The organism is Streptomyces sp. DI166 (assembly GCF_900091315.1).
GTDB classification, from domain to species: Bacteria; Actinomycetota; Actinomycetes; order Streptomycetales; family Streptomycetaceae; genus Streptomyces; species Streptomyces fuscus.
Genome location: NZ_FLSP01000114.1, coordinates 1 through 23,981 on the forward strand (window position 1 = coordinate 1; position 23,981 = coordinate 23,981).

At 71.0% G+C, this 23,981-nt stretch carries 16 protein-coding genes and 1 pseudogene; 8 read left to right on the forward strand and 9 right to left on the reverse strand.

Going from position 1 to position 23,981, the window contains the following annotated elements:
- The first annotated feature begins 321 nt into the window (after positions 1 to 321).
- On the forward strand, positions 322 to 771 hold the full coding sequence (locus GA0115233_RS34870) for a PTS sugar transporter subunit IIA (protein ID WP_093724340.1): 450 nt from the start codon (positions 322 to 324) through the stop codon (positions 769 to 771).
- A gap of 83 nt (positions 772 to 854) precedes the next feature.
- On the forward strand, positions 855 to 2,525 hold the full coding sequence (gene ptsP / locus GA0115233_RS34875) for a phosphoenolpyruvate--protein phosphotransferase (protein WP_093724341.1): 1,671 nt from the start codon (positions 855 to 857) through the stop codon (positions 2,523 to 2,525).
- A 69-nt stretch (positions 2,526 to 2,594) separates the two neighbouring features.
- On the opposite strand, the gene GA0115233_RS34880 is transcribed toward ptsP, so the two are convergent.
- Both GA0115233_RS34880 and GA0115233_RS34885 read right to left on the reverse strand, forming a co-directional pair.
- Entirely contained in the window at positions 2,595 to 3,488 is an 894-nt protein-coding gene (locus tag GA0115233_RS34880) for a hypothetical protein (protein ID WP_093724342.1), read from the reverse strand.
- Between the two features lie 121 nt (positions 3,489 to 3,609).
- Positions 3,610 to 5,577, reverse strand: a complete 1,968-nt coding sequence (locus GA0115233_RS34885) for an acetoacetate--CoA ligase (RefSeq protein ID WP_093724343.1) — start codon at positions 5,575 to 5,577, stop codon at positions 3,610 to 3,612.
- A gap of 214 nt (positions 5,578 to 5,791) precedes the next feature.
- Between GA0115233_RS34885 and GA0115233_RS34890 the strand changes: the two genes are divergently transcribed.
- The gene (locus GA0115233_RS34890) at positions 5,792 to 8,167 is read left to right on the forward strand and encodes a glycoside hydrolase family 31 protein (protein ID WP_093724344.1); all 2,376 of its coding nucleotides are present in this window, start codon (positions 5,792 to 5,794) and stop codon (positions 8,165 to 8,167) included.
- Here GA0115233_RS34890 and GA0115233_RS34895 read toward each other — a convergent pair.
- Positions 8,161 to 8,694, reverse strand: a complete 534-nt coding sequence (locus GA0115233_RS34895; protein WP_093724345.1) for an NUDIX domain-containing protein — start codon at positions 8,692 to 8,694, stop codon at positions 8,161 to 8,163. The genes GA0115233_RS34890 and GA0115233_RS34895 overlap by 7 nt on opposite strands.
- Positions 8,695 to 8,863: 169 nt before the next feature.
- Here GA0115233_RS34895 and GA0115233_RS34900 point away from each other — a divergent pair, with 169 nt between their 5' ends.
- From GA0115233_RS34900 to glpK, 4 genes are all read left to right on the forward strand, one after another.
- Positions 8,864 to 9,292 carry a Zn-ribbon domain-containing OB-fold protein gene (locus GA0115233_RS34900; protein ID WP_093724346.1) on the forward strand — a complete coding sequence of 143 codons (429 nt, stop codon included), beginning with the start codon at positions 8,864 to 8,866 and terminating at the stop codon, positions 9,290 to 9,292.
- Positions 9,289 to 10,479: a lipid-transfer protein gene (locus GA0115233_RS34905; protein ID WP_093724347.1), complete on the forward strand. Its 1,191-nt coding sequence runs from the start codon at positions 9,289 to 9,291 to the stop codon at positions 10,477 to 10,479. The genes GA0115233_RS34900 and GA0115233_RS34905 overlap by 4 nt, the downstream gene beginning before the upstream one ends.
- A gap of 346 nt (positions 10,480 to 10,825) precedes the next feature.
- Positions 10,826 to 11,551: an MIP/aquaporin family protein gene (locus GA0115233_RS34910; protein WP_093724348.1), complete on the forward strand. Its 726-nt coding sequence runs from the start codon at positions 10,826 to 10,828 to the stop codon at positions 11,549 to 11,551.
- Between the two features lie 22 nt (positions 11,552 to 11,573).
- Entirely contained in the window at positions 11,574 to 13,085 is a 1,512-nt protein-coding gene (gene glpK, locus GA0115233_RS34915; RefSeq protein ID WP_093724349.1) for a glycerol kinase GlpK, read from the forward strand.
- Between the two features lie 78 nt (positions 13,086 to 13,163).
- Here the strand turns inward: glpK and GA0115233_RS34920 are convergent, their stop codons facing one another.
- Genes GA0115233_RS34920 through GA0115233_RS34940 form a run of 5 tightly spaced genes read right to left on the reverse strand, consistent with a single transcriptional unit; the run spans position 13,164 to position 21,119 of the window.
- Positions 13,164 to 13,769: a GTP-binding protein gene (locus GA0115233_RS34920; protein WP_093724350.1), complete on the reverse strand. Its 606-nt coding sequence runs from the start codon at positions 13,767 to 13,769 to the stop codon at positions 13,164 to 13,166.
- Complete coding sequence (locus GA0115233_RS34925) at positions 13,750 to 17,367, reverse strand: hydantoinase B/oxoprolinase family protein (protein WP_093724351.1); 3,618 nt, start codon at positions 17,365 to 17,367, stop codon at positions 13,750 to 13,752. Before GA0115233_RS34925 ends, GA0115233_RS34920 begins: the two co-directional genes overlap by 20 nt.
- Before the next feature lie 24 nt (positions 17,368 to 17,391).
- Complete coding sequence (locus GA0115233_RS34930) at positions 17,392 to 17,787, reverse strand: DUF742 domain-containing protein (protein ID WP_093724352.1); 396 nt, start codon at positions 17,785 to 17,787, stop codon at positions 17,392 to 17,394.
- A 9-nt stretch (positions 17,788 to 17,796) separates the two neighbouring features.
- Positions 17,797 to 18,234, reverse strand: coding sequence for a roadblock/LC7 domain-containing protein (locus GA0115233_RS34935; protein ID WP_093724353.1), 438 nt, complete (start codon positions 18,232 to 18,234; stop codon positions 17,797 to 17,799).
- Positions 18,231 to 21,119: a nitrate- and nitrite sensing domain-containing protein gene (locus GA0115233_RS34940; protein ID WP_093724355.1), complete on the reverse strand. Its 2,889-nt coding sequence runs from the start codon at positions 21,117 to 21,119 to the stop codon at positions 18,231 to 18,233. Before GA0115233_RS34940 ends, GA0115233_RS34935 begins: the two co-directional genes overlap by 4 nt.
- A gap of 420 nt (positions 21,120 to 21,539) precedes the next feature.
- On the opposite strand from GA0115233_RS34940, the gene GA0115233_RS34945 reads away from it, so the two are divergent.
- Positions 21,540 to 22,133, forward strand: coding sequence for a hypothetical protein (locus GA0115233_RS34945; RefSeq protein WP_093724354.1), 594 nt, complete (start codon positions 21,540 to 21,542; stop codon positions 22,131 to 22,133).
- A gap of 75 nt (positions 22,134 to 22,208) precedes the next feature.
- Here the strand turns inward: GA0115233_RS34945 and GA0115233_RS34950 are convergent.
- Positions 22,209 to 23,981: pseudogene (locus tag GA0115233_RS34950) on the reverse strand (hypothetical protein); the annotation flags it as partial.

The following is a 23,981-nucleotide window of genomic DNA, read 5'->3' on the forward strand; positions in this document are numbered from 1 at the left end:
TGTTTCCACACTCTATCAGGGTTTTTCCGGCCCTCTGACCACCGTCCTGCAGGCATGCAGAAGGTGACCCCGAGAGAGGATCTGACAAGTTTGGGTGCTGCCGAGTGATGACGCTTGGTTCGCGTCGCTCACCCCCAGGCAGGGTTACGACTGTACACGCGGCCGAGGAGGCGCCGCAAATCGATAGGGGCTATAGTGGTCTAGACCACCAGACGGCTGGTCATGCGGAACCCATGCTTCCTATGACACGCTGCTGAACAGTGCGCCGTCGGGTACAGGCAGTGACGGCCCATATGCATCTCCACCCCTGGGAGGCTTCCCATGACCACCGTGACGTCCCCGCTCGCCGGACGCGCCATCGGATTGGCGGCAGTGCCCGATCCGGTCTTCTCCGGGGCCATGGTCGGCCCGGGTACCGCGATCGACCCCGTCCGTGAGCCCTCCGAGGCCGTCTCCCCCGTGGACGGAGTCATCATCTCCCTCCACCCGCACGCCTTTGTAGTGGTGGACGAGCACGGCCACGGCGTACTGACCCACCTGGGCATCGACACCGTGCAGCTCAACGGTGAGGGATTCGAACTGCTCGTGAACAAGGGCGACACCGTGACCCGCGGCCAGGCCGTGGTCCGCTGGAACCCGGCCGCGGTCGAGGCCGCCGGCAAGTCCCCGGTGTGCCCGGTCGTGGCCCTCGAAGCCACCGCCGAGGCCCTCGCCGATCTCCGTGACGAGGGCGATGTGAAGGCCGGCGATAGTCTCTTCCTCTGGAAGTGACGTCATCGCTGGCCGCCCCGTGACGGCACGTAAGGAGAACCACCGCGGCGGCGGGACCCGCCGCATTAACGGAGACGGGTGAGATGGAGACAACGCTGCGAGGCGTCGGCGTGAGCCACGGTGTGGCGATCGGCGAGGTTCGGCACATGGGAACGGCGGTCCTTGAGCCGCCGGCCAAGCAGATCCCGGCGGAGGAGGCGGAGCGTGAGCAGGGGCGCGCCCGCAAGGCCGTGGAGGCTGTGGCAGCCGATCTGATGGCGCGCGGCAATCTGGCGGGGGGCGAGGCCCAGGCGGTGCTTGAGGCGCAGGCCATGATGGCCCAGGATCCCGAGCTGTTGTCGGACGTGGAGCGGCGTATCGCCGTGGGGAGCACCGCCGAGCGCGCGGTGTACGACGCCTTCGCCGCGTACCGCGAGTTGCTGGCGAACGCCGGTGAGTACCTGGCCGGCCGGGTGGCCGACCTGGATGACGTGCGGAATCGTATCGTCGCTCGTCTGCTCGGGGTTCCGATGCCGGGTGTCCCGGACAGCGACGAGCCGTACGTGCTGGTCGCCCGGGATCTCGCGCCGGCCGACACGGCGTTGCTGGACCCGACCCTGGTGCTCGGTTTTGTCACCGAGGAGGGCGGTCCGACGAGTCACAGCGCCATCCTGGCGCGGGCCCTCGGAGTACCGGCCGTGGTGGCGCTGCCCGGGGCCGGTGAGCTGGCCGAGGGCACGCTGATCGCGGTCGACGGCAGCAGCGGCGAGATCTTCGTGGAGCCGAGCGAGGAGAAGAAGGAGCAGCTGCGGGCAGCGGCAGCCGAGCGCAAGGCCGCGCTGGCCGCCTCGACCGGTCCCGGTGCCACGGCCGACGGTCACAAGGTGCCGCTGCTGGCCAATGTCGGTGGGCCCGCGGATGTGCCCGCCGCGGTCGAGGCCGGTGCCGAGGGTGTCGGTCTGTTCCGTACCGAGTTCCTTTTCCTTGACGACAGCAAGAACGCGCCGTCGGAGGAGAAGCAGGTCGAGGCCTACCGCCAGGTGCTGGAGGCGTTCCCCGAGGGGCGTGTCGTGGTGCGGGTGCTGGACGCCGGTGCCGACAAGCCGCTGGACTTCCTGACCCCGGCCGACGAGCCGAACCCGGCTCTGGGCGTGCGCGGCCTGCGGACGCTGCTGGACCACCCGGAGATCCTGCGTACGCAGCTGACCGCGCTCGCCAAGGCTGCCGAGGGTCTGCCGGTGTACCTGGAGGTCATGGCCCCCATGGTGGCCGACCGTACGGATGCCAAGGCGTTCGCGGACGCGTGCCGTGAGGCGGGGTTGCAGGCCAAGTTCGGCGCGATGGTGGAGATCCCGTCGGCGGCTTTGCGGGCGCGCTCGATCCTTCAGGAGGTCGAGTTCCTGTCACTGGGCACCAATGACCTCGCCCAGTACACCTTCGCCGCCGACCGTCAGGTGGGTGCGGTGTCCCGGCTGCAGGATCCGTGGCAGCCGGCGCTGCTGGACCTGGTGGCACTGTCCGCCGAGGCGGCGAAGGCCGAGGGCAAGAGCTGTGGTGTCTGCGGTGAGGCCGCGTCCGATCCGCTGCTCGCGTGTGTGCTGACGGGTCTGGGGGTCACCTCCCTTTCCATGGGTGCGGCGTCCATTCCTTATGTACGGGCGACCTTGGCCAAGTACACGCTGGCCCAGTGCGAGCGGGCCGCGGCCGCCGCGCGGGCTGCCGACAGCGCCGACGAGGCGCGCAGTGCCGCGCAGGCGGTGCTGTCCGGCGAGTAGCCGGTCCGGGGCCGCGGTCCCGTGGTCGTGAGGGGCGCTCCACCTGCGGGTGGGGCGCCCCTTGCGCGTTCAGTGGGTGTGTGCCGTTCCCTCTCCTGGTTCTCCGAGGTCGGGCGGGACGGTGTAGTCGACGTTGGACTCCGGGGCGATGAGCTCGCCTGACTCGATATCCGTGCAGTAGGCGTCGAAGACCTCTCCGGCGGTGAGGGGTTCGAGGCCGTCTCCGCGCAGGCGCCAGCCGTAGACGGTGTCGGCATTGCCGGGTGCGCTGGTGCGCATGACGAGTCCGCCCGTGCTCCGGGTGGCGATGCCGAGGGCGAGGACGGTGGTGAATTCGAGGGCTTCGGCTTCGTCGAGCTGTGTGGTGCCGTAGGTGTCCTCATCGGCCTGGAGGACGGCGACCAGGGTTTCGGGTGTGCTGGAGACGCTGCAGACGAGGTGCCGGTGGCCGGGGCGTGCGGTGTCGAGAATGCGTACGAGCAGGGCGGAGGCCCGGGTGAAGGCCGCGCGGCCGATGTCCTCGCCGCAGGTGGCGCAGGCGCCGAGGCGGGCCAGGAGGGTGGAGGCGTACTCCCATGTGGCCTGGCGTACCGCCTCGTCGATGAGGTCCGGGACGAGGTCGGTCAGGGGTTGTCCCTCGTAAGGGAGGCTGGGGCCGGTGGTGGCGAGTTCGGCGGTGTAGCGGGTGCGGCTGGACGGGACGTCCGGGTCGAGGCCGGTGTCCGCGCAGAATTCGGCGTACTCCTGTGGGTCGAAGAGGGCCACGGTGGTGTGGCTGCCTTCGGAGGCTCGGGTTTTGAGGAGGCTCTCGACCTGTCGAAGGTAGGTGGTGTGGTCGTCGAAGGTGAAGCTCCGGTAGCGCCGCATGGCGCGGAAGTCGTGCTCGTCGGTGAGCAGGCCGATGGTGCCGGCGATTTCGCGGTGCAGGACGCGTCGCATGGTCCGCTGGTCGGTGTGCGTCATGTTTCCCCCTGTGTGCACGGTCGATCAATGCTCACTCACAGTAACCGGAGGCACTGACAATGCGTCCGGCCTCGGACTTTGTCGTCCGAGGCCGGTGGCGGAGGGTGTGGTGGCCCGGGTGTCAGGCGCGCTTGCGGGCGAGGTCCTCGTAGAAGTGGAGCAGGTCGAGGTTGTCGATGGAGCCCGGGTTGACGGCCTTGTCGAGGGGGGTTCCCTGGAGGAGGCGCTTGACGGGGACCTCGATGCGCTTTCCGGTCAGGGTGTGCGGGACGCCCGGCACTTCGATGACCTCGTCGGGGACGTGGCGCGGGGAGAGTTGTTCGCGGATGGTCCGCTTGATGCGGTCGAGCAGGGCGTCGTCGAGGACCGCGCCGGGCGCGAGCTGGACGAAGAGGGGCATCCAGTAGCCGCCGTCGGGCTGTTCGATGCCGACGACGAGGGACTCCTTGATCTCGGGGAGCCGTTCGACGGCCTCGTAGATGTCGGCGGAGCCCATGCGTACGCCCTGGCGGTTGAGCGTCGAGTCGGAGCGGCCGTGGATGATCACCGAACCGCGTGAGGTGACGGTGATCCAGTCGCCGTGGCGCCAGACTCCGGGGTAGGTGTCGAAGTAGCTGTCGTGGTAGCGGGTGCCGTCGGGGTCGTTCCAGAAATAGATCGGCATGGAGGGCATCGGGTTGGTGACCACGAGTTCGCCGACCTCGTCGATGAGGGGCTTGCCGCTGGGGTCCCAGGACTGCAGGTCGGTGCCGAGGCAGGCGGCCTGGAGTTCGCCGATGTGGACCGGCAGGGTCGGTACGGCTCCGGCGAAGCAGGAGCAGACGTCGGTGCCGCCGCTGACGGAGGCGATCCAGAGGTTGTCGCTGACCTCGTCGTGCAGCCAGCGGAACCCGTCGGGCGGGAGTGGGGATCCGGTGGTGGCGACGCACTGCACCTTGGAGAGGTCGAAGTCGCGGCCGGGGTGGACGTCCGCCTTGCGGCAGGCCATGACGTAGGCGGCGGAGGTGCCGTAGAGGGTGGCGCCGGTGCGTTCGGCGACGCGCCACTGGGCGGCGATGTCGGGGTAGCCGGGGCTTCCGTCGTAGAGGACGATCGTGGTGCCGGTGAGCAGGCCGGAGACGAGGAAGTTCCACATCATCCAGCCGGTCGAGGTGTACCAGAAGAAGGTGTCCTCGGGGCCGAGGTCGCAGTGCAGGCCGAGCTGTTTGAGGTGTTCGACGAGGATGCCGCCCTGGGACTGGACGATCGCCTTGGGCAGTCCGGTGGTGCCGGAGGAGTAGAGCACCCACAGGGGGTGGTCGAAGGGCACCTGCTCGAAGACCGGCTCGGTGTCGGCGCTGGTGAGCGCGGACCACTCCAGCGCCCCGTCCACGGCCGGGGTGCCGAGGAGGGGGATGTGGACGACGGCGCGCAGGGTGGGCAGTTCGCTGCGGAGTTCGGCGACGGTGTCGCGGCGGTCGTGTTCCTTGCCGCCGTAGCGGTAGCCGTCGACCGTGAACAGGACGACCGGTTCGACCTGCTGGAAGCGGTCCAGGACGCTGCGGGCGCCGAAGTCGGGGGCGCAGGAGGTCCATACGCCGCCCACGGCGGCTGTGGCGAGGAGGGCGACGACGGCCTGCGGGATGTTGGGCAGGTAGCCGCTGACGCGGTCGCCGGGGCGCACTCCGAGGGTGCGGAGTTCGGCGGCGAGGGAGCCGACCTGGCGGCGCAGTTCGCCCCAGCTCACGGGGGTCGCGTCGTGGGTTTCGTCCACGTAAAGGAGCGCGGCCTCGTCGGCGCGGGTGTCGGCGGCGCGCAGGGCGTGCTCGGCGTAGTTCAGGGTGGCGCCGGGGAACCATTGGGCGCCGGGCATCTCATGGTTGGCCAGCACGCGCGTGTAGGGCGTGGCGAACCGGACGTCGAACCACTCGGTGACGGCCTTCCAGAAGGTGTCCAGCTCGTCGACGGACCAGCGTTGCAGTGCCGCGTAACCGCCCTCGGCCGGCGCTCCGTGGCGCTCGGCGGCCCAGGTCTGGAACTTGGTGACCTGTGCTCGGGCGATACGTTCCGGATCCGGCTGCCAGAGCGGCTCGGGGTTCAGGGTCGACATGTAGCGGCTCCCGGACTGTGCGCGTTGTGGGCGTCATCCGCGCACGAGCTGGGTGTGCGCGTGACGCGGCTGACACGGACGATGCCATGTGATCGACTCCTGCACCAGGGTGCCCCGCACATAGTCCGTGTCGCGAGGATGTGGTGGCCCGCCACGAGTGAACAGAAATGGAACGACACGCAGGTGGCACGCGGTGAGTGGCAGGCTGAGCGGCATGAACGGTCGTGACCTGGTGCGTTCGATGAGGATGGTCGGTTCGTTGGGGACGGCTCAGGGGTTGCGTACCGTGCGGGCGGCTTGGCGCAGATGGCGTGCGGACGCCGTCGGGCTGCCGCCCAGGGGGCCGGAACGGGCGCGCGTGCCCGGTGTCGTGCAGTCCGCGGAGCCCGGACCCGGCGGCGGGGTTCTCCGGTTCAGCCGGTCGGTGCTGCGGATCACGGTGGCGGCGAACGGTGCCGTGTTCTGGGGCTGGGACGGGGCCGAGGCGGAGCCGTCGTACGCGCTGGCGGGCGGGTGCCCGGAGCCCGATCCGCGGGCGGTGCTGGAGCCGGACACGGACGGCGGCTGGCGGGTGGTGGCCGAGCGGGTGACGGTCGTGGTCTCGCGGCACGGTGCGGTCGAGGTGCTCACCCCCGGCGGGGTGACTCTGCGGCGCGAACTGCCGCCGCGCTGGTGGGAGCCGGTGGGCGGTGGTCGGGCGCGTTGGATGCAGCGCTCGGAGGTGGCTGCCGACGCGCGCTTCTTCGGGCTGGGCGGCCGGGCGTCGGGGCCCCGGCTGCGGAACGGTACGTACCGTCTGTGGAACACCGACCCGGGCCGTGCCTTCGGCGCTCAGGACGATCCGCTGTACCTCACCATGCCGGTGCAGATGGTGGTGGCCGACGCGGCGACGCATCTGGTGTTCCACGACACGTCCTGGGACGGCACGGTGACATTGCGGGAGGGCGAGGAGGGGGCCGGTTCCGGTCACGACCGCATGGGGATGTCCGAGCTGCGCATGGAAGGCGGTCCGCTGCGCTGCTGGGTGATGGTCGGGAATCCCGCGCGCGTGCTGCTCGCCTGGGCCTCACTGACGGGGGGTGCCGCCGTGCCGCCCGCATGGGCGCTCGGGCACCATCACGCGAGGTGGGGCTTCGGCAGCGAGCAGGAAGTGCGGCGAATCGTTTCGGGCTACCTGCGGCGCGGGCTGCCGCTGGATGCGGTTCATCTGGACATCGACCACTTCGACGACCACCGCGTGTTCACCGTCGACCAGGAGCGTTTCCCCAAGCTGCCGCAGCTCGCCGACGATCTTCGGCGGGACGGCATACGGCTGGTGTCGATCGTCGATCCCGCGGTCAAGCCCGAACCCGGTGCCGCGGTGTACGACGGCGGGGAGGCCGTGGACGCTTTCGTGCGGGACGCCGGCGGCCGCCAGGTGAAGGGGGTCGTGTGGCCCGGGGAGGCGGTGTTCCCGGATTTCACGCACGCGCGCGTGCGTGAGTGGTGGGGTGCCCTGTACGAGGAGCGGCTGACGCAGGGGTTCGCGGGTTTCTGGCACGACATGAACGAGCCCACGTCGTTCACCGCGTTCGGGGAGTCGACATTGCCGCGTTCCGCCCGGCACTCCCTGGAGGGGCGCGGCGGCGATCATCGTGAGGCGCACAACGTGTACGCGCTGTGCATGGCCAGGGCGGCGTACGAGGCGTTGCGCGAACTGTCGCCCAAGGAGCGGCCGTTCGTGTTCTCCCGTTCCGGGTGGGCGGGGCTCCAGCGTTATGGCGGCACGTGGTCGGGCGATGTGGCGACGGGGTGGCCAGGGCTGCGGGCCTCGCTGTCCCTGGTGCTGGGGCTGGGTCTGTGCGGGGTCCCGTACTCGGGTCCGGACATCGGGGGCTACGACGGGAGCCCGTCGCCCGAGTTGTACCTGCGCTGGTTCCAGTTGGGCGCGTATCTGCCGCTGTTCCGTACGCACGCCGGCCTGCGCGCGGGGCGCAGGGAGCCCTGGGAGTTCGGTCCGGACGTGCTGGAGTACGCACGCGTGGCGCTGCTGGAGCGCCGTCGGCTGTTGCCGTACTTCCTGACGCTGGCGCATCTGGCCCGTCGTACCGGGGCGCCCTATGTGCGGCCGGTGTGGTGGTGGACGCCCGAGGACCGGGCTCTGCGGGACTGTGAGGACGCCTTTCTGCTGGGCGACAGTCTGCTGGTGGCGCCGGTGCTCGATCCGGGCGCGGACCGGCGTGCCGTGCAGTTGCCGCGCGGGCGCTGGTACGACGTGGTGACGGAGCGGGTGTACGAGGGTCCGGGCCAGGTGCTGGTGGACGCGCCGCTGTCGCGGATTCCGGTGCTCGCCCGCGCGGGGGCCGTGCTTCCGGTGCGCGGGGAGGACGGCGGTGTGGAGTTGGAGGTGTGGGCGCCCGTGCGGGGACGCACCGGGGGCGGGCTGGTCGTGCCGGACGCGGGCGACGGCTGGGACGAACCGGAGATCGAACGGTACGTCGCCCGCTGGCAGGGCCGGCAGGTGGTCGTGGAGCGGGAGAGCGAGGGCGGCTCCGGTGAGCCCGACTACCCGGTGCGGGTGCGCGGGCTCGACCGGGCCCGGTCTCAGTAGCGGCCTTCGAACCAGGCCCGCGCGGCCACGGTGTGCAGGGGGAAGGCGAGTTCCTGGGGGCGGCGCAGCAGTTGCCAGCCCTCGGTCTCGTCCGTCGCCACGGAGGGCGGGAGGCTGTCGGCGGGACGCGTGGGCAGGACCCCGAAGAGCAGCAGATGCCCGTCGGGGGCGCTCATGGCGTCCACCAGGCGTACGTCGCGGGCGGCGGCGTCGATGCCGGTCTCTTCCTTGAGTTCGCGGACGACGGCCTGGCGCCAGTCCTCGCGGTCGTCGATGTAGCCGCCGGGCAGTGCCAGGCTCCCCCGCGCGGGGCCGATGGCTCGGGTGATGACGACCAGGGCTGTCCCCTGGGTGTCGTACACCGGCTGGAGCGCGATGGCGACGGGCAGCGGATTGCGGTAGGCGACCGCGTCGCAGGCCGGGCAGGTGCGGGGCCAGCCGGTCACGCCCTCTCCAAAGGGCGCTCCGCAGCTCGAACAGTGGGAGTCGGGCGCGGAGTTGGGGTTGGAGGTTTGAGTTTCGGACACGCGGCGGACTGTAGCCGATCAAGCGAACGACGTCTTCCGCGGGCGGTCCAGGAACGTTCCATCGGCCGGTCCGGAAGGGGCGGTGCCCTTTCCCATGTGCCCGTGCAACACTTCTGACGTTCCGTCAGATCCCGTCCGGGGAGGGCCTTTGTCGCGCACACATATGCCTGTGGTCGAGGGATGGTTCACCGGGGAGGGGGACGGCTTCCGGCTGCTCGGGACGCGCTGCTCCGCCTGTGCGTCGGTGTTCTTCCCCCGTGAGGACACGCACTGCCGCAACCCGGGGTGCCCGGGCGGCGAACTGGAGGAGGTGCCGCTCTCCCCCAGGGGCCGCGTCTGGTCGTACACGGACAGCCAGTACCGGCCTCCGTCACCCTATGTGACGGATCCGGAACTTCCGTGGCGGCCGTACGCGTTGGTCGCTGTGGAACTGGAGGCAGAGCGCCTGGTGGTGCTGGGACAGGCGGTTCCGGGAGTCACGGTCGGTGATCTGGCCGTGGGTATGGAGGTGGAGGTCGTACCGGGGGTACTCCACGAGGACGCGGAGACCGTCCGGACGACCTGGCAGTGGCGGCCGGTGAGGGGGCGAGCGGTGTGACGGACGATGTGGCGGTCCTCGGTGTGGGCCTGCACCCGTGGGGCAAGTGGGGGCGCGGCTTCGTGGAGTACGGGGCGGTGGCCGCGCGCGCCGCGCTCGCCGACGCGGGGCTGGACTGGCGGCAGGTGGGCTCGATCGTCGGGGCGGACACCGTGCGGGGCGGATATCCGGGGTACGTCGCCGGGGCCACGTTCGCCAAGGCGCTCGGCTGGCAGGGGGCGCGGGTCACCAGCGTGTACGCGGCCTGCGCGTCCGGGGCCCAGGCCATCGGTGCCGCGCGGGCGCAGATCCTCTCCGGGCTCGCGGACACCGTGCTCGTGGTGGGGGCCGACGCGGCCCCCAAGGGCTTCTTCCGGCCTGCCGGAGGGTCGCGTCCCGACGATCCGGACTGGCTGCGGTTCCGCGTGCTCGGGGCGACCAATCCCACGTACTTCGGTCTCTACGCGCGGCGGCGCATGGCTCTTCACGGGGACACCGCTGTCGACTTCGCGCAGGTCAAGGTGAAGAACTCGGCGATGGGCGCGCTGAATCCGTACGCCCGCTACCGCAAGCGGGTCACCGCCGAGGAGGTAGCCGGCTCCCCCACGGTGGCCGATCCGCTGCGGCTGCTGGACATCTGCGCGACCTCCGACGGCGGGGCGGCGTTGGTGCTGTCCAGCACGGATTTCGCCAGGCGGCACGGCCGGGCGGAGGCGGTGCGGATCCGCGCGGTGTCCACCGTGACCCCGCGCTACCCCAACACGGTGCTCGACCTGCCGGACATCGCGACGGACTCGGCGGTCGCGGTGGCGCCCGCCGCGGAGTCGTTCCGCGCGTCGATCGCCCGCGCGGCATACGAGGAGGCGGGCGTCGGTCCGGAGGATCTGTCCCTGGCGGAGGTGTACGACCTGTCCACGGCGCTGGAGTTGCAGTGGTACGAGGATCTGGGGCTGTGCGCCGAGGGCGAGGCGGCGAAGCTGCTCCGGGAGGGCGCGACGGCACCGGGCGGGCGCATACCCGTGAACGCCAGTGGCGGGCTCGCCTCCTTCGGTGAGGCCGTCCCGGCCCAGGCGATCGCCCAGGTCTGCGAGCTGACCTGGCAGTTGCGGGGGTCGGCGGGCGACCGGCAGATACCGGGCGCGCGCGTGGGCATCGCGACGAACCAGGGGCTGTTCGGGCACGGCTCGGCCGTGCTGGCCGTGCGCTGACGCCGACGGCGGCCGAAACCCGCCCCCAACAAGGGCCGCCTCGGCGTACAGAACGCGCCCTCGAACCGTTGTTGTCCACGACCTTGACGCCCTTGGGACACCGGTGAACACTTCCGGTGTCAGTCGACATCGCCGTACATTCACGGCGTACCAGGCACAGTGCCGCGCGGGACCGGCCTGTTTCAGCCATGGCCGTTCCACGAGGGGCGATGCGACGACGGCACGCTCGTCACGGACGCCGGGCGGGGCGCGGGATCCTCCCTGCCTTCGGTTGAAGTCGCTGTGGGAAACGCACCCTGCACGAGGACCGGGGTCGATCACTCCGGGCCAGCGCCTAGGAGCCGCCATGAGCAACGGAGACATCTTCGTCGGTGAAGTCATAGGCACCGCGATCCTGATCCTCTTCGGCGCCGGAGTCGTCGCCGCCGTCGTACTGAACTACTCCAAGGCCAAGGACGCGGGCTGGGTCGTCATCGCGTTCGGCTGGGGCTTCGGCGTGATGGCCGGGGCGTACACGGCCGCGCCGCTGTCCGGCGGTCACCTCAACCCGGCGGTGACCTTGGGGATCGCCATCGACACCGGGGACTGGGACAAGGTCCCCGTCTATGTCGCCGGGCAGATGGTCGGCGCGATGCTCGGCGCGGTGCTGTGCTGGCTGGTCTACTTCGCGCAGTTCCAGGCCAACGCCGAGGAGGACAAGGCCCAGCCGACGCTCGGGATCTTCTCCACCTCGCCGACGATCCGCCATCCCGTGGCGAACCTGATCACCGAGATCATCGCGACCATAGGCCTGGTGCTGCCCATCCTGGCGTTCGGTCTGACCAAGGGGCTCGGCGAGTCCGGTACGGCGATCCTGATCGTGGCGTTCCTGGTCGTCGGCATCGGTCTGTCGCTGGGCGGTCCCACCGGATACGCCATCAACCCGGCCCGTGACCTGGGGCCGCGCATGGTGCACGCCGTCCTGCCGATCCCCAACAAGGGCACCTCGGACTGGGGTTACGCCTGGATTCCGGTGGTCGGGCCGCTGATCGGCGGGGCGCTGTCCGGGCTCATCTTCAACGCAGCATTCTGAAGGAACCCACGAAGGGGACGTCATGACGAACAAGTTCGTCGCTGCGATCGACCAGGGCACCACCTCCAGCCGCTGCATCATCTTCGACGAGAACGGCGCGATCGTCGCCGTCGACCAGCGCGAACACCGCCAGATCTTCCCCAAGCCGGGGTGGGTGGAGCACGACGCCACCGAGATCTGGTCCAAGGTCCAGGCGGTGGTCGCCGGGGCGCTCGCCAAGGCCGGGCTGCGCGCGGACCAGCTCAGCGCGCTCGGCATCACCAACCAGCGTGAGACGACGGTCCTGTGGGACCGCGCGACGGGCAAGCCCGTGCACAACGCGATCGTCTGGCAGGACACCCGCACCTCGGCGCTGTGCAACCAGCTCGGCGGCTCGGACGGACAGGACCGCTTCCGCGAGCAGACCGGACTGCCGCTGGCCAGCTACTTCTCGGGCCCCAAGGCGGCCTGGCTGCTGGACAACGTGCCCGGGCTGCGGGCCCGTGCGGAGCGCGGCGAGATCGCGTTCGGCACCATCGACTCCTGGCTGATCTGGAACCTCACCGGCGGCACCGAAGGCGGCCGGCACGTCACGGACGTCACCAACGCCGGGCGCACCATGCTGATGAACCTGGAGACCCTGCAATGGGACTCCTCGATCCTCTCCGCCATGAACGTCCCCGAGGCCGTGCTGCCGGAGATCCGCTCCTCCGCCGAGGTGTACGGCACGGCGGTCGGCCAGCTCGCCGGGGTGCCGGTTGCCTCGGCGCTCGGCGACCAGCAGGCGGCGGTGTTCGGGCAGGCCTGCTACGACGTGGGCACCGCGAAGAACACCTACGGCACGGGCAGCTTCCTGCTGCTCAACACCGGCAGTCGCCCGGTGCCGTCGAAGAGCGGTCTGCTGACGACCATGGGCTACAAGATCGGCAGCGAGGCACCCGTGTACTGCCTGGAGGGGTCGATCGCGATAACGGGCGCGCTCGTCCAGTGGTTCCGCGACCAGCTCGGCATCATCCGTACGGCCGACGAGATCGAGTCCCTCGCGGCGAGCGTCGAGGACAATGGCGGCGCGTACATCGTGCCCGCGTTCTCCGGTCTGTTCGCGCCGTACTGGCGCTCCGACGCGCGCGGGGTGGTCACCGGGCTGACCCGCTATGTCACCAAGGCGCATCTGGCGCGGGCCGTGCTGGAGGCGACGAGCTGGCAGACCCGCGAGGTCGTGGACGCCATGTACCAGGACTCCGGGGTGCAGATCACCACCTTGAAGGTGGACGGCGGCATGACGAAGAACAACCTGCTCATGCAGCACCAGGCGGATGTCCTCGACGTGCCGGTGATCCGGCCCAAGGTGTCCGAGACGACCTGCCTGGGCGCCGCCTACGCGGCCGGGCTCGCGACCGGGGTGTGGAACGGCCTCGACGAGCTGAAGGCGCACTGGCAGAAGGACGTCGAGTGGACGCCTTCGATGGAGTCCGCGGTGCGCGACCGTGAGTACCGCAACTGGCGCAAGGCCGTGGAGAAGAGCTTCGGCTGGCTGGAGGACGAGGAGGAGTAACCACGCGCGGGTGCGGTACTCCACAAGCCGCGGCCCGTACCCCGGTCGGCGGGGGTACGGGCCGTGCGCGCGCGTGGCTCAGGTGGTGACCTTCGGGCGGCGGTCCGCCGTCTGGGCCATGGCGTGCTGGACCACGCCGATGAGGACCTCCTTGACGGACTCGCGGTCCCGGGCGTCGCACAGGACGAGCGGGACGTCGTCGTCGAGGTCGAGGGCGCCTCTGATGTCCTCGACCGGGTAACGCGCGGCGTCCTCGAAGCAGTTCACGCCGACGAGGAAGGGTATGGAACGCCGCTCGAAGTAGTCGATCGCGGCGAAGCAGTCCTGAAGGCGCCGGGTGTCGGCGAGGACGACAGCTCCCAGGGCGCCCTCGGACAGCTCGTCCCACATGAACCAGAACCGCTCCTGGCCGGGGGTGCCGAAGAGGTACAGCACGAGGTCCTCGCGCAGGGTGATGCGGCCGAAGTCCATCGCCACGGTGGTGGTGGTCTTGCCCTCCACACCGCTGGTGTCGTCGATGGGACGGCCCGCCTCGGTGAGGTACTCCTCGGTGCGCAGTGGCCTGATCTCGCTGACCGAGCCGACCAGGGTGGTCTTGCCCACCCCGAAGCCTCCGGCCACGAGGATCTTGAGCGTGACGGGCTCGACCGGCGGCTTGCCGCGCTCAGAACGCCCGAAGATCATCGATCTCTTCTCCTGCTTGATGGGGGTCGGGCGACGGTGGGCCGTACCCTCCGCCGCCGGGGGTTTCGATGACGAGTACGTCGCCGGGGCCGACCTCGGCCGTGCCACTTCCGCCAAGTGCGGTGACCGTGCCGTCCGCGTGCTCCACACGGTTGACGCCGAGCGCACCGGGTCCACCGCCCGCCATGCCGTACGGCGGGACCCTGCGGTGCTGGGAGAGCGTGGAGACGGTCATGGGCTCGTGGAAGCGGATGCGGCGCACCGCGCCGTCCCCGCCGCGCCAGCGTCCGGCCCCGCCGCTGCCGCGCCGGACGGCGAACTCGTCGAGCTGCACCGGCAGGCGCCACTCCAGGACCTCGGGGTCGGTGAGCCGGGAGTTGGTCATATGGGTCTGGACGACGGGTGCGCCGGGGAAGCCGTCGCCCGCGCCCGAGCCGGAGGCGACGGTCTCGTAGTACTGGTGGCGTTCGTTGCCGAAGGTGACGTTGTTCATCGTGCCGGAGCCCTCGGCCTGGACACCGAGCGCGGCGTAGAGGGCACCGGTGATCGCCTGGGAGGTCTCCACGTTTCCCGCGACGACGGCGGCCGGGGGTTCGGGGGCGAGCATGGAACCGGGCGGCACGATGATCCTCAGGGGCCGCAGGCAGCCGTCGTTGAGGGGGATGTCGTCGTCGACGAGGGTGCGGAAGACATACAGGACGGCCGCGTTCACCACGGCGAAGGGGGCGTTGAAGTTGGTGGTGAGCTGCGGTGACGTGCCGGTGAAGTCGATGGTGGCGGTACGGCTTTCGCGGTCGACGCGCACCCGGACGCGGATGACGGCGCCGGAGTCGGTCTCGTAGGCGTACTCGCCGTCGTCGAGGGCGTCGATGACGCGGCGGACCGCCTCCTCGGCGTTGTCCTGGACGTGCCGCATGTAGGCCTGGACGATGTCGAGGCCGAAGTCCTCGATCATGCGGCCGACTTCGTCGACGCCCTTCCGGTTGGCGGCGATCTGGGCGCGCAGGTCGGCGAGGTTGGTCGTGGGGTTGCGGGAGGGGTGGGGCGCCTCGGTGAGGAGTCGGCGGGTCTCCTCCTCGCGGAAGCGGCCGCCCTCGGCGAGGAGCCAGTTGTCGAAGAGGACGCCCTCCTCCTCGATGGTGCGGCTGTCGGCCGGCATGGAGCCGGGCGCGATGCCGCCGATCTCGGCGTGGTGGCCGCGGGAGGCGACGTAGAAGAGGATCCGGTCACCCTCCGTGTCGAAGACGGGGGTGATCACCGTGACGTCGGGCAGGTGGGTGCCGCCGTGGTACGGGTCGTTGACGGCGTAGGTGTCGCCCGGCCTCATCGCATCGCCCCGGCGCTCGATGACCTCCTTGACGCTGGTGCCCATCGAACCCAGGTGGACGGGGATGTGCGGGGCGTTGGCCACCAGGTTTCCGTCTGGGTCGAAGAGGGCGCAGGAGAAGTCCAGGCGTTCCTTGATGTTGACGGACTGGGCCGTGGACTCCAGGCGGGCGCCCATCTGTTCGGCGATCGACATGAAGAGGTTGTTGAAGACCTCCAGCAGAACGGGATCCGCTTTTGTGTCGAGATCGGAACTCTCTGTAATCGCCGCCCGTTCCATGACCAGATGCCCGTCGTCGGTCGTCGCGGCCTTCCAGCCGTCGTCGACGACGGTCGTCGAACCGGCCTCGGTGATGATCGCGGGTCCGGTGACGGTCACGCCGGGGGGAAGTGCCTCGCGGCGGTGGAGGGGTACGTCGCGCCAGGCGCCGCCCGTGTGGAGGCGGACGGTGTCGGGGGCGGAGGGGGCATCTCGGCGGGTGCCCAGGGCGGAGAGATCGGGGGGTTCGGTGATGCCGGTGGCTTCTACGGAGAGGGCTTCGACGACGATCGGGCGGTCGAGGACGAAGGAGTACGTGGCGCGATGACGTTCTTCGAAGACACGGCGCATGGTGTCGGGCTCGGTGAGTTCGACGGTGAGGGTGGTGTCGGTGCCGTCGTAGCGGAGCTGTGCGCGGCGGACGACCTTGATGCGCTCCCCGGGGATGTCCTCGGCGAGGAGTTCGGAGCGGGCGGCGGACTCCAAATCGTCGGCGGTCTTGAGGACGGCCGGCATGGCGGCGGCCTCCAGGGGGGCCTCGACGGACTGTTCGCGCATGGCGGTGGTGTCGGCGAGGCCGATCCCGAGCGCGGACAGGACACCGGCCATGGGCGGGACGAGGACGGTGCGGATACCGAGCGAGTCGGCGACCATGCAGGCGTGCTGACCGCCCGCGCCACCGAAGGTGGTCAGGGCGTAGCGGGTGACGTCGTGACCCTTCTGCACGGAGATCCGCTTGACGGCGTTGGCGATGTTGGCGACGGCGATCTGGAGGTAGCCCTCGGCGACCTGCTCCGGGGTGCGGTCGTCGCCGGTCTGCTCGCGGATCTCCCGCGCGAGGGCAGCGAACCGTTCGCGGACGAGGTCCGCGTCGAGCGGCTGGTCGCCGTCGGGGCCGAACACGTGCGGGAAGTGGGCCGGTTGGATGCGGCCGAGCATGACGTTGGCGTCGGTCACGGCGAGCGGGCCGCCTCCGCGGTAGCAGGCGGGGCCGGGGTCGGCGCCCGCCGAGTCGGGTCCCACGCGGTAGCGGGAGCCGTCGAAGTGGAGCACGGAGCCGCCGCCCGCGGCGACGGTGTGGATGTCCAGCATGGGGGCGCGCAGCCGGACACCGGCGATCTGGGTGGTGAAGACGCGCTCGTACTCTCCGGCGAAGTGCGACACGTCGGTGGAGGTGCCGCCCATGTCGAAGCCGATGACGCGGTCGAACCCGGCCAGCTGCGACATGCGGGCCATGCCGACGATGCCGCCGGCCGGCCCGGAGAGGATGGCGTCCTTGCCGCGGAACTGCCGGGCCTCGGCGAGGCCTCCGTTGGACTGCATGAACATCAGCCGGACGTCGTGGAGTTCGTCGGCGACGTGCTGGACGTAGCGGCGCAGGACCGGGGAGAGGTAGGCGTCGACGACGGCGGTGTCCCCGCGCGGGACGAGCTTCATCAGCGGGCTGACCTCGCTGGACAGCGAGATCTGGGGGAAGCCGATGTCCTCGGCGAGTCGTCCCACGGCCTGTTCGTGGGCGGGGTGGAGGTGGCTGTGCAGGCACACCACCGCGACGGCCCGGATCCCGTCGTCGTACACCTGGCGCAGCGGCCCGGCGAGGGCGTCCAGGTCGGGGGCGCGCAGCACGGTGCCGTCGGCGGCGATGCGCTCGTCGACCTCGATGACCCGCTCGTGGAGCAGTTCGGGCAGTTCGATGCGGCGGGCGAAGATGCGGGGCCGGTTCTGGTAGGCGATGCGCAGGGCGTCGCGGAAACCGCGGGTGATGACGAGGAGGGTGCGCTCTCCCTTGCGTTCCAGGAGGGCGTTGGTGGCGACGGTGGTGCCCATCCGTACGGCTTCGATCGGCTCGTCGGAGCCGTTCGTCAGCAGGCGGACCCCTGCGACGGCGGCGTCGGAGTAGCGTGCCGGGTTCTCCGAGAGGAGTTTGTGGGTGAGCAGCCGGCCGTCGGGGCGTCGCGCGACGATGTCCGTGAAGGTGCCGCCTCGGTCGACCCAGAACTGCCATCCTGTCACGTCACTACCCCGCTTCCGCGCCGGTCACAGCGCCCGGAGGCCGTTGATCACGTCGCGCAGAATACTCTCGTCGACCAGCTCCGCCGGGGGGACGGGCCGGTTCACATGGACGAGTTCCTCCGCCACGAGGTCCCCGACGAGGACGCGCACCACGCCGATGGGAAGGTCGAGTTCGGCGGCGAGCTCGGCGACCGACTGCGGGGTGTCACGGCAGCGTTCGACGATGTCCACGTGTTCCGGGGACAGCGTCGAGTCCTCTGCCGGGTCGTCCGCGCGCGCGTCCGCGACGACCACCGCGATGAGGTCGAGGCGGTGCTGGGCCGCACTCGTGGTGCGGCCGCGCGTCATGGCGTACGGACGGACGACCGGTCCGGCCTCGTCGTCGAACCAGTGGCTTCTTGCCTGACCCTCTGCACTCATGTCATCCCACTACCCGCCCGCGGGCAGATCGGTGCGTGGAGTCGTGCCCAGATGCACACCGACCCTCTTGACGAGGAGCGTCATCTCGTAGGCGACCTGGCCGACGTCGGAGTCGGCGTCCGAGAGCACGGCCAGGCAGCTGCCGTCGCCGGCGGCCGTCACGAAGAGGAAGGCCTCGTCGAGCTCGACCACCGTCTGCCGGACACTGCCGGCCTCGAAGTGGCGGCCCACGCCCTTGGCCAGGCTGTGGAAGCCGGAGGCGACGGCGGCCAGGTGCTCGCTGTCCTCCCGGGTCAGGTCTTTCGACGCGCCTGTTGGCAGTCCGTCGCCGGAGAGCACGACGGCCTTGCGGATGCTTGCGACGCGGTCCACCAGGTCGTCCAGGAGCCAGTTGAGCTCGCCGGACCCGGTGGTCGCGGTGTCGTCGGTCGCCTTCGGTGCGGTCATGGACCGTCCCCCTTAGTGGTTCCTCGTGGTGCTGCGCCGTCCGGGGCGTCGTCCCCCGCGGCGTTCTCCTCGCGGCCTCGCTGCCAGCCGCGCTGGAGCGCGGACATCCGGCTGCGGACCTCATCGGCGTCCCGCCCGTCGGGCTCGGTCGTGCCCTCGGTCGGTCGAGCGGGCTCCTGTTTGAGCTGGGGAGCCAGGTTGGCCTGGCGTACGCGCCTGGGCAGAGGCGCCACGCCGGGCTGCGGTGGTGCGGGGTCCGGACCGGCGTCGGAACCGGTCGGCTCGGGTGCTTCGCGGCGGTCCGGGGAGTTCGGGGTGCGGGACCCGATCTCGGCGCGGCGGATGCGGCGGGGCAGCGACGGGGGCACCCCGTCCGCGTCACGGCGGGTCGTTTCCCTGATCTCGACCGGCTTCGGCGCGATGTCGTCCCGCTGCGACGGCGGGGTGGTGCCGCCCGGGCCGCGGCGCAGTGGCGAGGCGCCCCGGCGCCTGGTCGGCAGCGGTGCGGGCCCCTCGGGGTCGTGGTGGTTCGTGTCCGCCGTGGACCCACTTCTGGGCTCGTCACGCCGGGAACGCTGGTCGGTGACCGGGCGCCCGTGGGAGCTGACCAGCTTGGGGGCGCCGCGCCGGACCAGGGGGACGGGCGCGCCGAGCTGGTCGTCCGGTGCGAGCCGGTCGGGGGCGCCGGTGCGCGGCCTGCCGGCGGCGTCCTCCGCGCGGGCGAGGCGGGTTCGGCGGGGGCGGAACAGACCGCCCTGCTCGCCGTCCTCCTCGTCCAGCGCCTCCGGGAAGTCGTCCAGGGCGTCCAGGTCGACCGGCGCTTCCAGCTCGACCGGACCGTCCAGGAGCTGGGTGGGCAGACCGGGGAGCGGCACGGGCACCTGCGCCAGGGCGGTGCGGCGGCTCTCCTCCAGTCGGCGGGCCTCCTCCAGCTCCGCCTCCTTGGACGGGCCGGGCCGGTCCAGCCGGAAGCCGATGCCGTTGGTGTCCGGGACCTCGTCGGACAGCAGGGCGTCGGGGATGAACACCACGGCGGTGGTGCCGCCGTAGGGGGATGGCTGGAGGGAGACGCGCACGTTCTGGCGCTGGGCGAGCCGGCTGACCACGAAGAGACCGAGCCGGTCGGTGTCGGAGAGCTCGAACTCGGGGGTCTCGGCGAGCCGCAGGTTGGCGTCCAGCAGGGCGTCGGCGGCCATACCGAGTCCGCGGTCGTGGATCTCCAGGGTGAAGCCGTTGGCGACGCGCTCGCCGAGGACCTGCACCGCGGTGTGCGGCGGGGAGAACACGGTGGCGTTCTCCAGCAGTTCGGCCACCAGATGGGTGAGGTCCGCGACGGCCGGGCCGGTGACGGCGACGCGGGGCAGCCTGCGGACCTCGATGCGCTCGTAGTCCTCCACTTCGGCCACGGCGGCGCGCACCACGTCCATGAGCTGGACGGGCTTGCGCCACTGCCGGGACGGGGCGGCGCCGGAGAGGATCACCAGGCCCTCGGCGTGCCGGCGCATACGGGTGGTGAGGTGGTCGAGGCGGAAGAGGTCGGCGAGCTCGTCGGTGTCCTCGGTCCGGCGTTCCATGGTGTCGAGGAGGGTGAGCTGCTTGTGGAGCAGCACCTGGCTGCGGCGGGCCAGGTTGACGAAGACCTCGGAGACACCGGCGCGCAGTTCGGCCTGTTTGACGGCGGCTTCGACGGCGGCGCGCTGGAGGGTGTTGAGGGCCTGGCCCACCTCACCGATCTCGTTCTTGTCGTACTCCAGGCGCGGCACTTCGGTCTCGACGTCGACGTGTTCGCCCGCCGACAGGCGGCGCATCACGCTGGGCAGCCGGACGCCGGAGGCCTCGTGGGCGTCCAGGCGCAGCTGGCGCAGATCGCGGATGAGGCCGCGGCCAATGCGCACGGACAGGAACAGGGAGACCAGCAGGGCGAGCAGGCCGAGCACACCGGCGATGACCGCCTTGGCGATGACGCCCATCGCGACGGGCCGGACGCGTTCCTGATAGCGGTCGCCCGCCTCGTCGTTGAGTTCGGCCACTTCGGCCAGCACATTGCCGGCCGCGGTGTCCCAGCTCTTCGCCGTGACACCGTTGGGTGTGCCCGCCCCGTCGGAGACGGCGGCCTGCTCGGCGACGCGCAGCGGGGCGCTGCCGGCGTTCGTCCAGAAGCGGTTGAAGCGGTCGCGTTCCCAGGAGGGAAGCAGGGGGAGGTTGACGTCGTAGAGGAGGTCGCGCTGGGCCGCGTAATCAGAGATCTCGCGGACCTCCACACGGGTGAGTTCGCCGACGACGAGCGCGGAGCCGAGGAGGGCGTCCTCGCGGGAGAGGAGTTCACGGGCGCGGGCGAGGTTGACCAGGGCGCGGTACTGCTTGTCCATCTCCACGTTGTCGACGACGTGGAGATTGGCGAGCAGGTTGTAGCAGGGGTCGACCAGACCGTTGTAGAGGTCGAGGGCGGTGGCGCGGTTGACGGTGCCGTCGTCGACGCTGCGGCGCAGCGGGCCGAGGCCGTCGAACGCGTCCAGGACAGTGGTGAGACGCTCGGCCGTGCCCTGGCCCATGGCGTCGCGCACATCGGGGTCCTCGGCGTTCGCGCGGATCTCGGCGATGGCCTTGTCGGTGGCGGTGCGGCTGCGGCCGAGGGCGGACTGGCCGTCGGAGGCACGGGGGTCGGCGAGGTGGACGAGGGTCTGGCGGCGTTCCTGCTGGAGGACGCGGACCGTGTCCTCGATGGGGTAGCCGATCTGCTCCACGACGGACGACACATTGAACAACTGCTGTGCCTCGCGCCCCGTCAGTACCGTGGCGAAACCCCAGATCGCGGTCAGGGACACCAGCGGCACGAGAAGCAACGCCACGATCTTCCGGCGGATGGACTTCCCGCGAAAGCGCATGGCCTCCCCCAGCTCGGCCCCCGTCGGACGGGGGTACATATGTGCGTCAACAAACGGCGCGAGCCTACTACCGACGGACTGGTAACTCGAAGGGCTGACCGGAACCTGAACTTCCGCACCGGGGGCGAGAGATGGGGAGTTGTCGGGTCATTGGGGGAGATTGCCTCCCGGATTTCCCGTGCCGACCGGTCGAACAGGCTCTGTTCAACGGTCGCGCCAATTGGCCGGAATTTTTCCTTCGTTGGGAATCTTCGAGACGTGTCGTTCGTCCTACTCATCAGGAAACGGGGGCGGAATCGGCCACAGGAGCCGCGTCTCGCAACCGGGCGGCGTAAATCAGTGCAAGCCGGGCAGCCACAGGGAAGCGGGTCTTCGGACACGGGAGCGAGCGGTCTGCTGGCGGTGGGGAGTGACACGGTGATGGGCACGGCGGAGCGGCGCGAAGCGCCCGACGACGGTGGAGCGGCGGCACGCTCGACGGTGCGTGAGAGTCCTCGGGCGTCGGATCGCGACATTCCGGCGGTCCGGAGCGAGGCGTTCAGGGGCGCCGGGGAGAAGGCGGCTTCCGTGATCGACGAGGCCGGTGAGGAAGAGGAGTTCGAGGAGGCTCCGGAGCGGATCGCGTACCGCCCGCTGTGGGTCGAGGAGCCCGCCAAGCGGCACCGGATGCCCGATCCGGTGCGCACCGCGGCGGTGCGCGCGGTCCTGATCATCGCGGTGACCCTGATTCAGGCGATGGTGGCCTTCCTGTGCACCCTGGCCGGATCGTGGCTGGCGTTCCCCATGGTGCTGAGCGGTGTGGCGAGCACCGTGGTGGCCACCTGGGCGGTGCTGGACGTGTGGGTGACCCGCCAGGTGTGGAAGCAGCGCAACGGCGTGATCTCCACCCCGGCCAGCACGGCGCGCGCACTGCGCCGCGAACGGCACCGGGTCCGCCGCCAGGAGCGTGCGGCCCAGCGCGCCCACGAGCGGATACGCAGGCGGGGTGGCGCCGGGCAGCTCTCCCATCCCTGACGCGAGCACCCCGCATCCCCGGCGGGAGCACCCCGCGTTCCGTCGGGAGCGATGCTCACTCCCGACGGAGTACGGTCAGGGCTGGGGCCGCTTGAACATCCGGGTCGCCGTGATCTCGCTGTGCACCTCGTCCCCCTGGGCCTGCTGGGGCAGGCCCGGGCGGAGATGCTCCTCGACGCTGATGTACTTCAAGCCCGCCCTGAGGTCCGCGTCATTGCGCAGCCGGATGACCAGCGGGAACTCGGCGAGCGCCGTGGTGTCGAACAGGCCCGTGGTGTACAGCAGCTGCACACCCAGGGCGTCCGAGACGGCCCGCTGCAGTTCCAGCAGATAGGTGGCGTTGGCGCGGCCGATGGGGTTGTCCAGGAACAGGGTGCCCGCGTGCCGGTGCTTGTCCCGGCCCCGGTCGTTGGAGCGCAGGGCGGCCATCGTGCAGTACAGCGCGATCGCCGCGGTGAGGAGCTGGCCGCCGGAGAAGACGTCGCCCATCTGCCCGACGGGCACCCGCTCGGCGCGCAGTACGGCGTCCGGCTTGAGGATCTCGACGGCGACGCCCTTCGGCTGGAGCGCGGCGGCGACTCCGCGCAGCAGCAGGGACATACCGTCCCGGCGCAGGTCGGAGTTCTTCTTCACCGCCGCGCGGGTGGCCTCGTCGATGACCTCGCCGAGCCGCTCGGTGAGGACGGCCTGGTCCGGCTCCTCGAACCGGATGCGCAGGAACTCCTGCCCCGACCACTCGCCGAGACCCTCGGGCAGCCGGGACAGCCGCTGCGCGGACCGGAGCGTGGCCAGCGCGGACTCCACCAGGCCGCGCAGCCGGTCCACGATGGAGTCGCGGTTGCGCTCCAGCTGGTCCAGTTCGTCGGTGAGGACGCGCAGGCGGGGTGCGAAGGCGTCGGCCCACTTCTGCGCGTGCTCGGGCAGCGCGGCGGCGGGCAGTTCCCGGATCTGCTGGCGTGCGGGGGTGCGTACCTGTTCGTAGCGGGTGGAGTTGGCGTGCCGTACGAGCACGTCGCTCGCGTCGCGCACGGCGGACTCGGCGGCGGAGAGGTCGGCGGCGCAGCCTCGCAGGGAGCGGCGGGCCTCGGCGGCGGAGTGCCGGGCCTCCTCCAGCGTGCCGGGGTACGGCTCGGGCTCCTCGTGGTCCTCCTCCGCGGTGTGCTCGCGCAGCAGATCGCGGAGCATCGCGGCGATCTCGTCGAAGCCGCCGGCCGCGTCCTCGGCGGCGCGGTGGGCGTCCAGCAGCTCGGCGTGGGCCTCCCGGGCCTGGGCCAGTGCCTCGGTGCGGGAGGCGAGTTCGGCGGTGGCGGTGCGCAGCAGGGCCTGTGCGTGGTCGGCGTCGCGCGGCTGGAGCTCCTCGGACAGCTCGGTGTGCGCCTCGCCGTCCTCGGGTGCGTGCCGTTCGGCCTCGCCGCGCAGCCGGCCGAGCTGTTCGCTGGCGCTCGACATACGCGTCTCCAGGAGCTGCACCAGCTCCTCGGCGCGGGCGACGGCCGCCTGCCGGGACGGCCCGTCAGAGCCGTCGGGCGACTGAAGCAGCTGCTCGGCGCGGGTGCGGACCTTGTTGCTGAGGCGGTCCAGTTCCGCGCGCGCCGCGCTCTCGTCGCTCTCCGCGCGCGCCTGTTCGGCCCGCAGGTCGGCGCCCACGCCGACCTTCTCGTAAACCTGTGAGGCGGCGCGGTAGGCCTCGCGGAGCGCGGGCAGTGACGCCTTGGGGGCGTCCGTGTCGGTGTCCGGTACGTCATCAGGGGCGCCGGCGATCTCGGAGCGCTCGGCGCGCAGGGCGCGTGCCGTGCGGCGGGCGTCGTCGGCGGCGCGCTGGGCGGCGCGCCGGTCCTCGTCGGCGCG

Coding starts and splice junctions, on each gene's coding strand:
- GA0115233_RS34880 (WP_093724342.1), bottom strand. CDS start 3,488: ATGACGCACACCGACCAGCGGACCATGCGACGCGTCCTGCACCGCGAA.
- GA0115233_RS34930 (WP_093724352.1), bottom strand. CDS start 17,787: ATGAGTGCAGAGGGTCAGGCAAGAAGCCACTGGTTCGACGACGAGGCC.
- GA0115233_RS34940 (WP_093724355.1), bottom strand. CDS start 21,119: ATGCGCTTTCGCGGGAAGTCCATCCGCCGGAAGATCGTGGCGTTGCTT.
- GA0115233_RS34870 (WP_093724340.1), top strand. CDS start 322: ATGACCACCGTGACGTCCCCGCTCGCCGGACGCGCCATCGGATTGGCG.
- GA0115233_RS34885 (WP_093724343.1), bottom strand. CDS start 5,577: ATGTCGACCCTGAACCCCGAGCCGCTCTGGCAGCCGGATCCGGAACGT.
- GA0115233_RS34945 (WP_093724354.1), top strand. CDS start 21,540: ATGGGCACGGCGGAGCGGCGCGAAGCGCCCGACGACGGTGGAGCGGCG.
- GA0115233_RS34920 (WP_093724350.1), bottom strand. CDS start 13,769: ATGATCTTCGGGCGTTCTGAGCGCGGCAAGCCGCCGGTCGAGCCCGTC.
- GA0115233_RS34910 (WP_093724348.1), top strand. CDS start 10,826: ATGAGCAACGGAGACATCTTCGTCGGTGAAGTCATAGGCACCGCGATC.
- GA0115233_RS34890 (WP_093724344.1), top strand. CDS start 5,792: ATGAACGGTCGTGACCTGGTGCGTTCGATGAGGATGGTCGGTTCGTTG.
- GA0115233_RS34935 (WP_093724353.1), bottom strand. CDS start 18,234: ATGACCGCACCGAAGGCGACCGACGACACCGCGACCACCGGGTCCGGC.
- ptsP (WP_093724341.1), top strand. CDS start 855: ATGGAGACAACGCTGCGAGGCGTCGGCGTGAGCCACGGTGTGGCGATC.
- glpK (WP_093724349.1), top strand. CDS start 11,574: ATGACGAACAAGTTCGTCGCTGCGATCGACCAGGGCACCACCTCCAGC.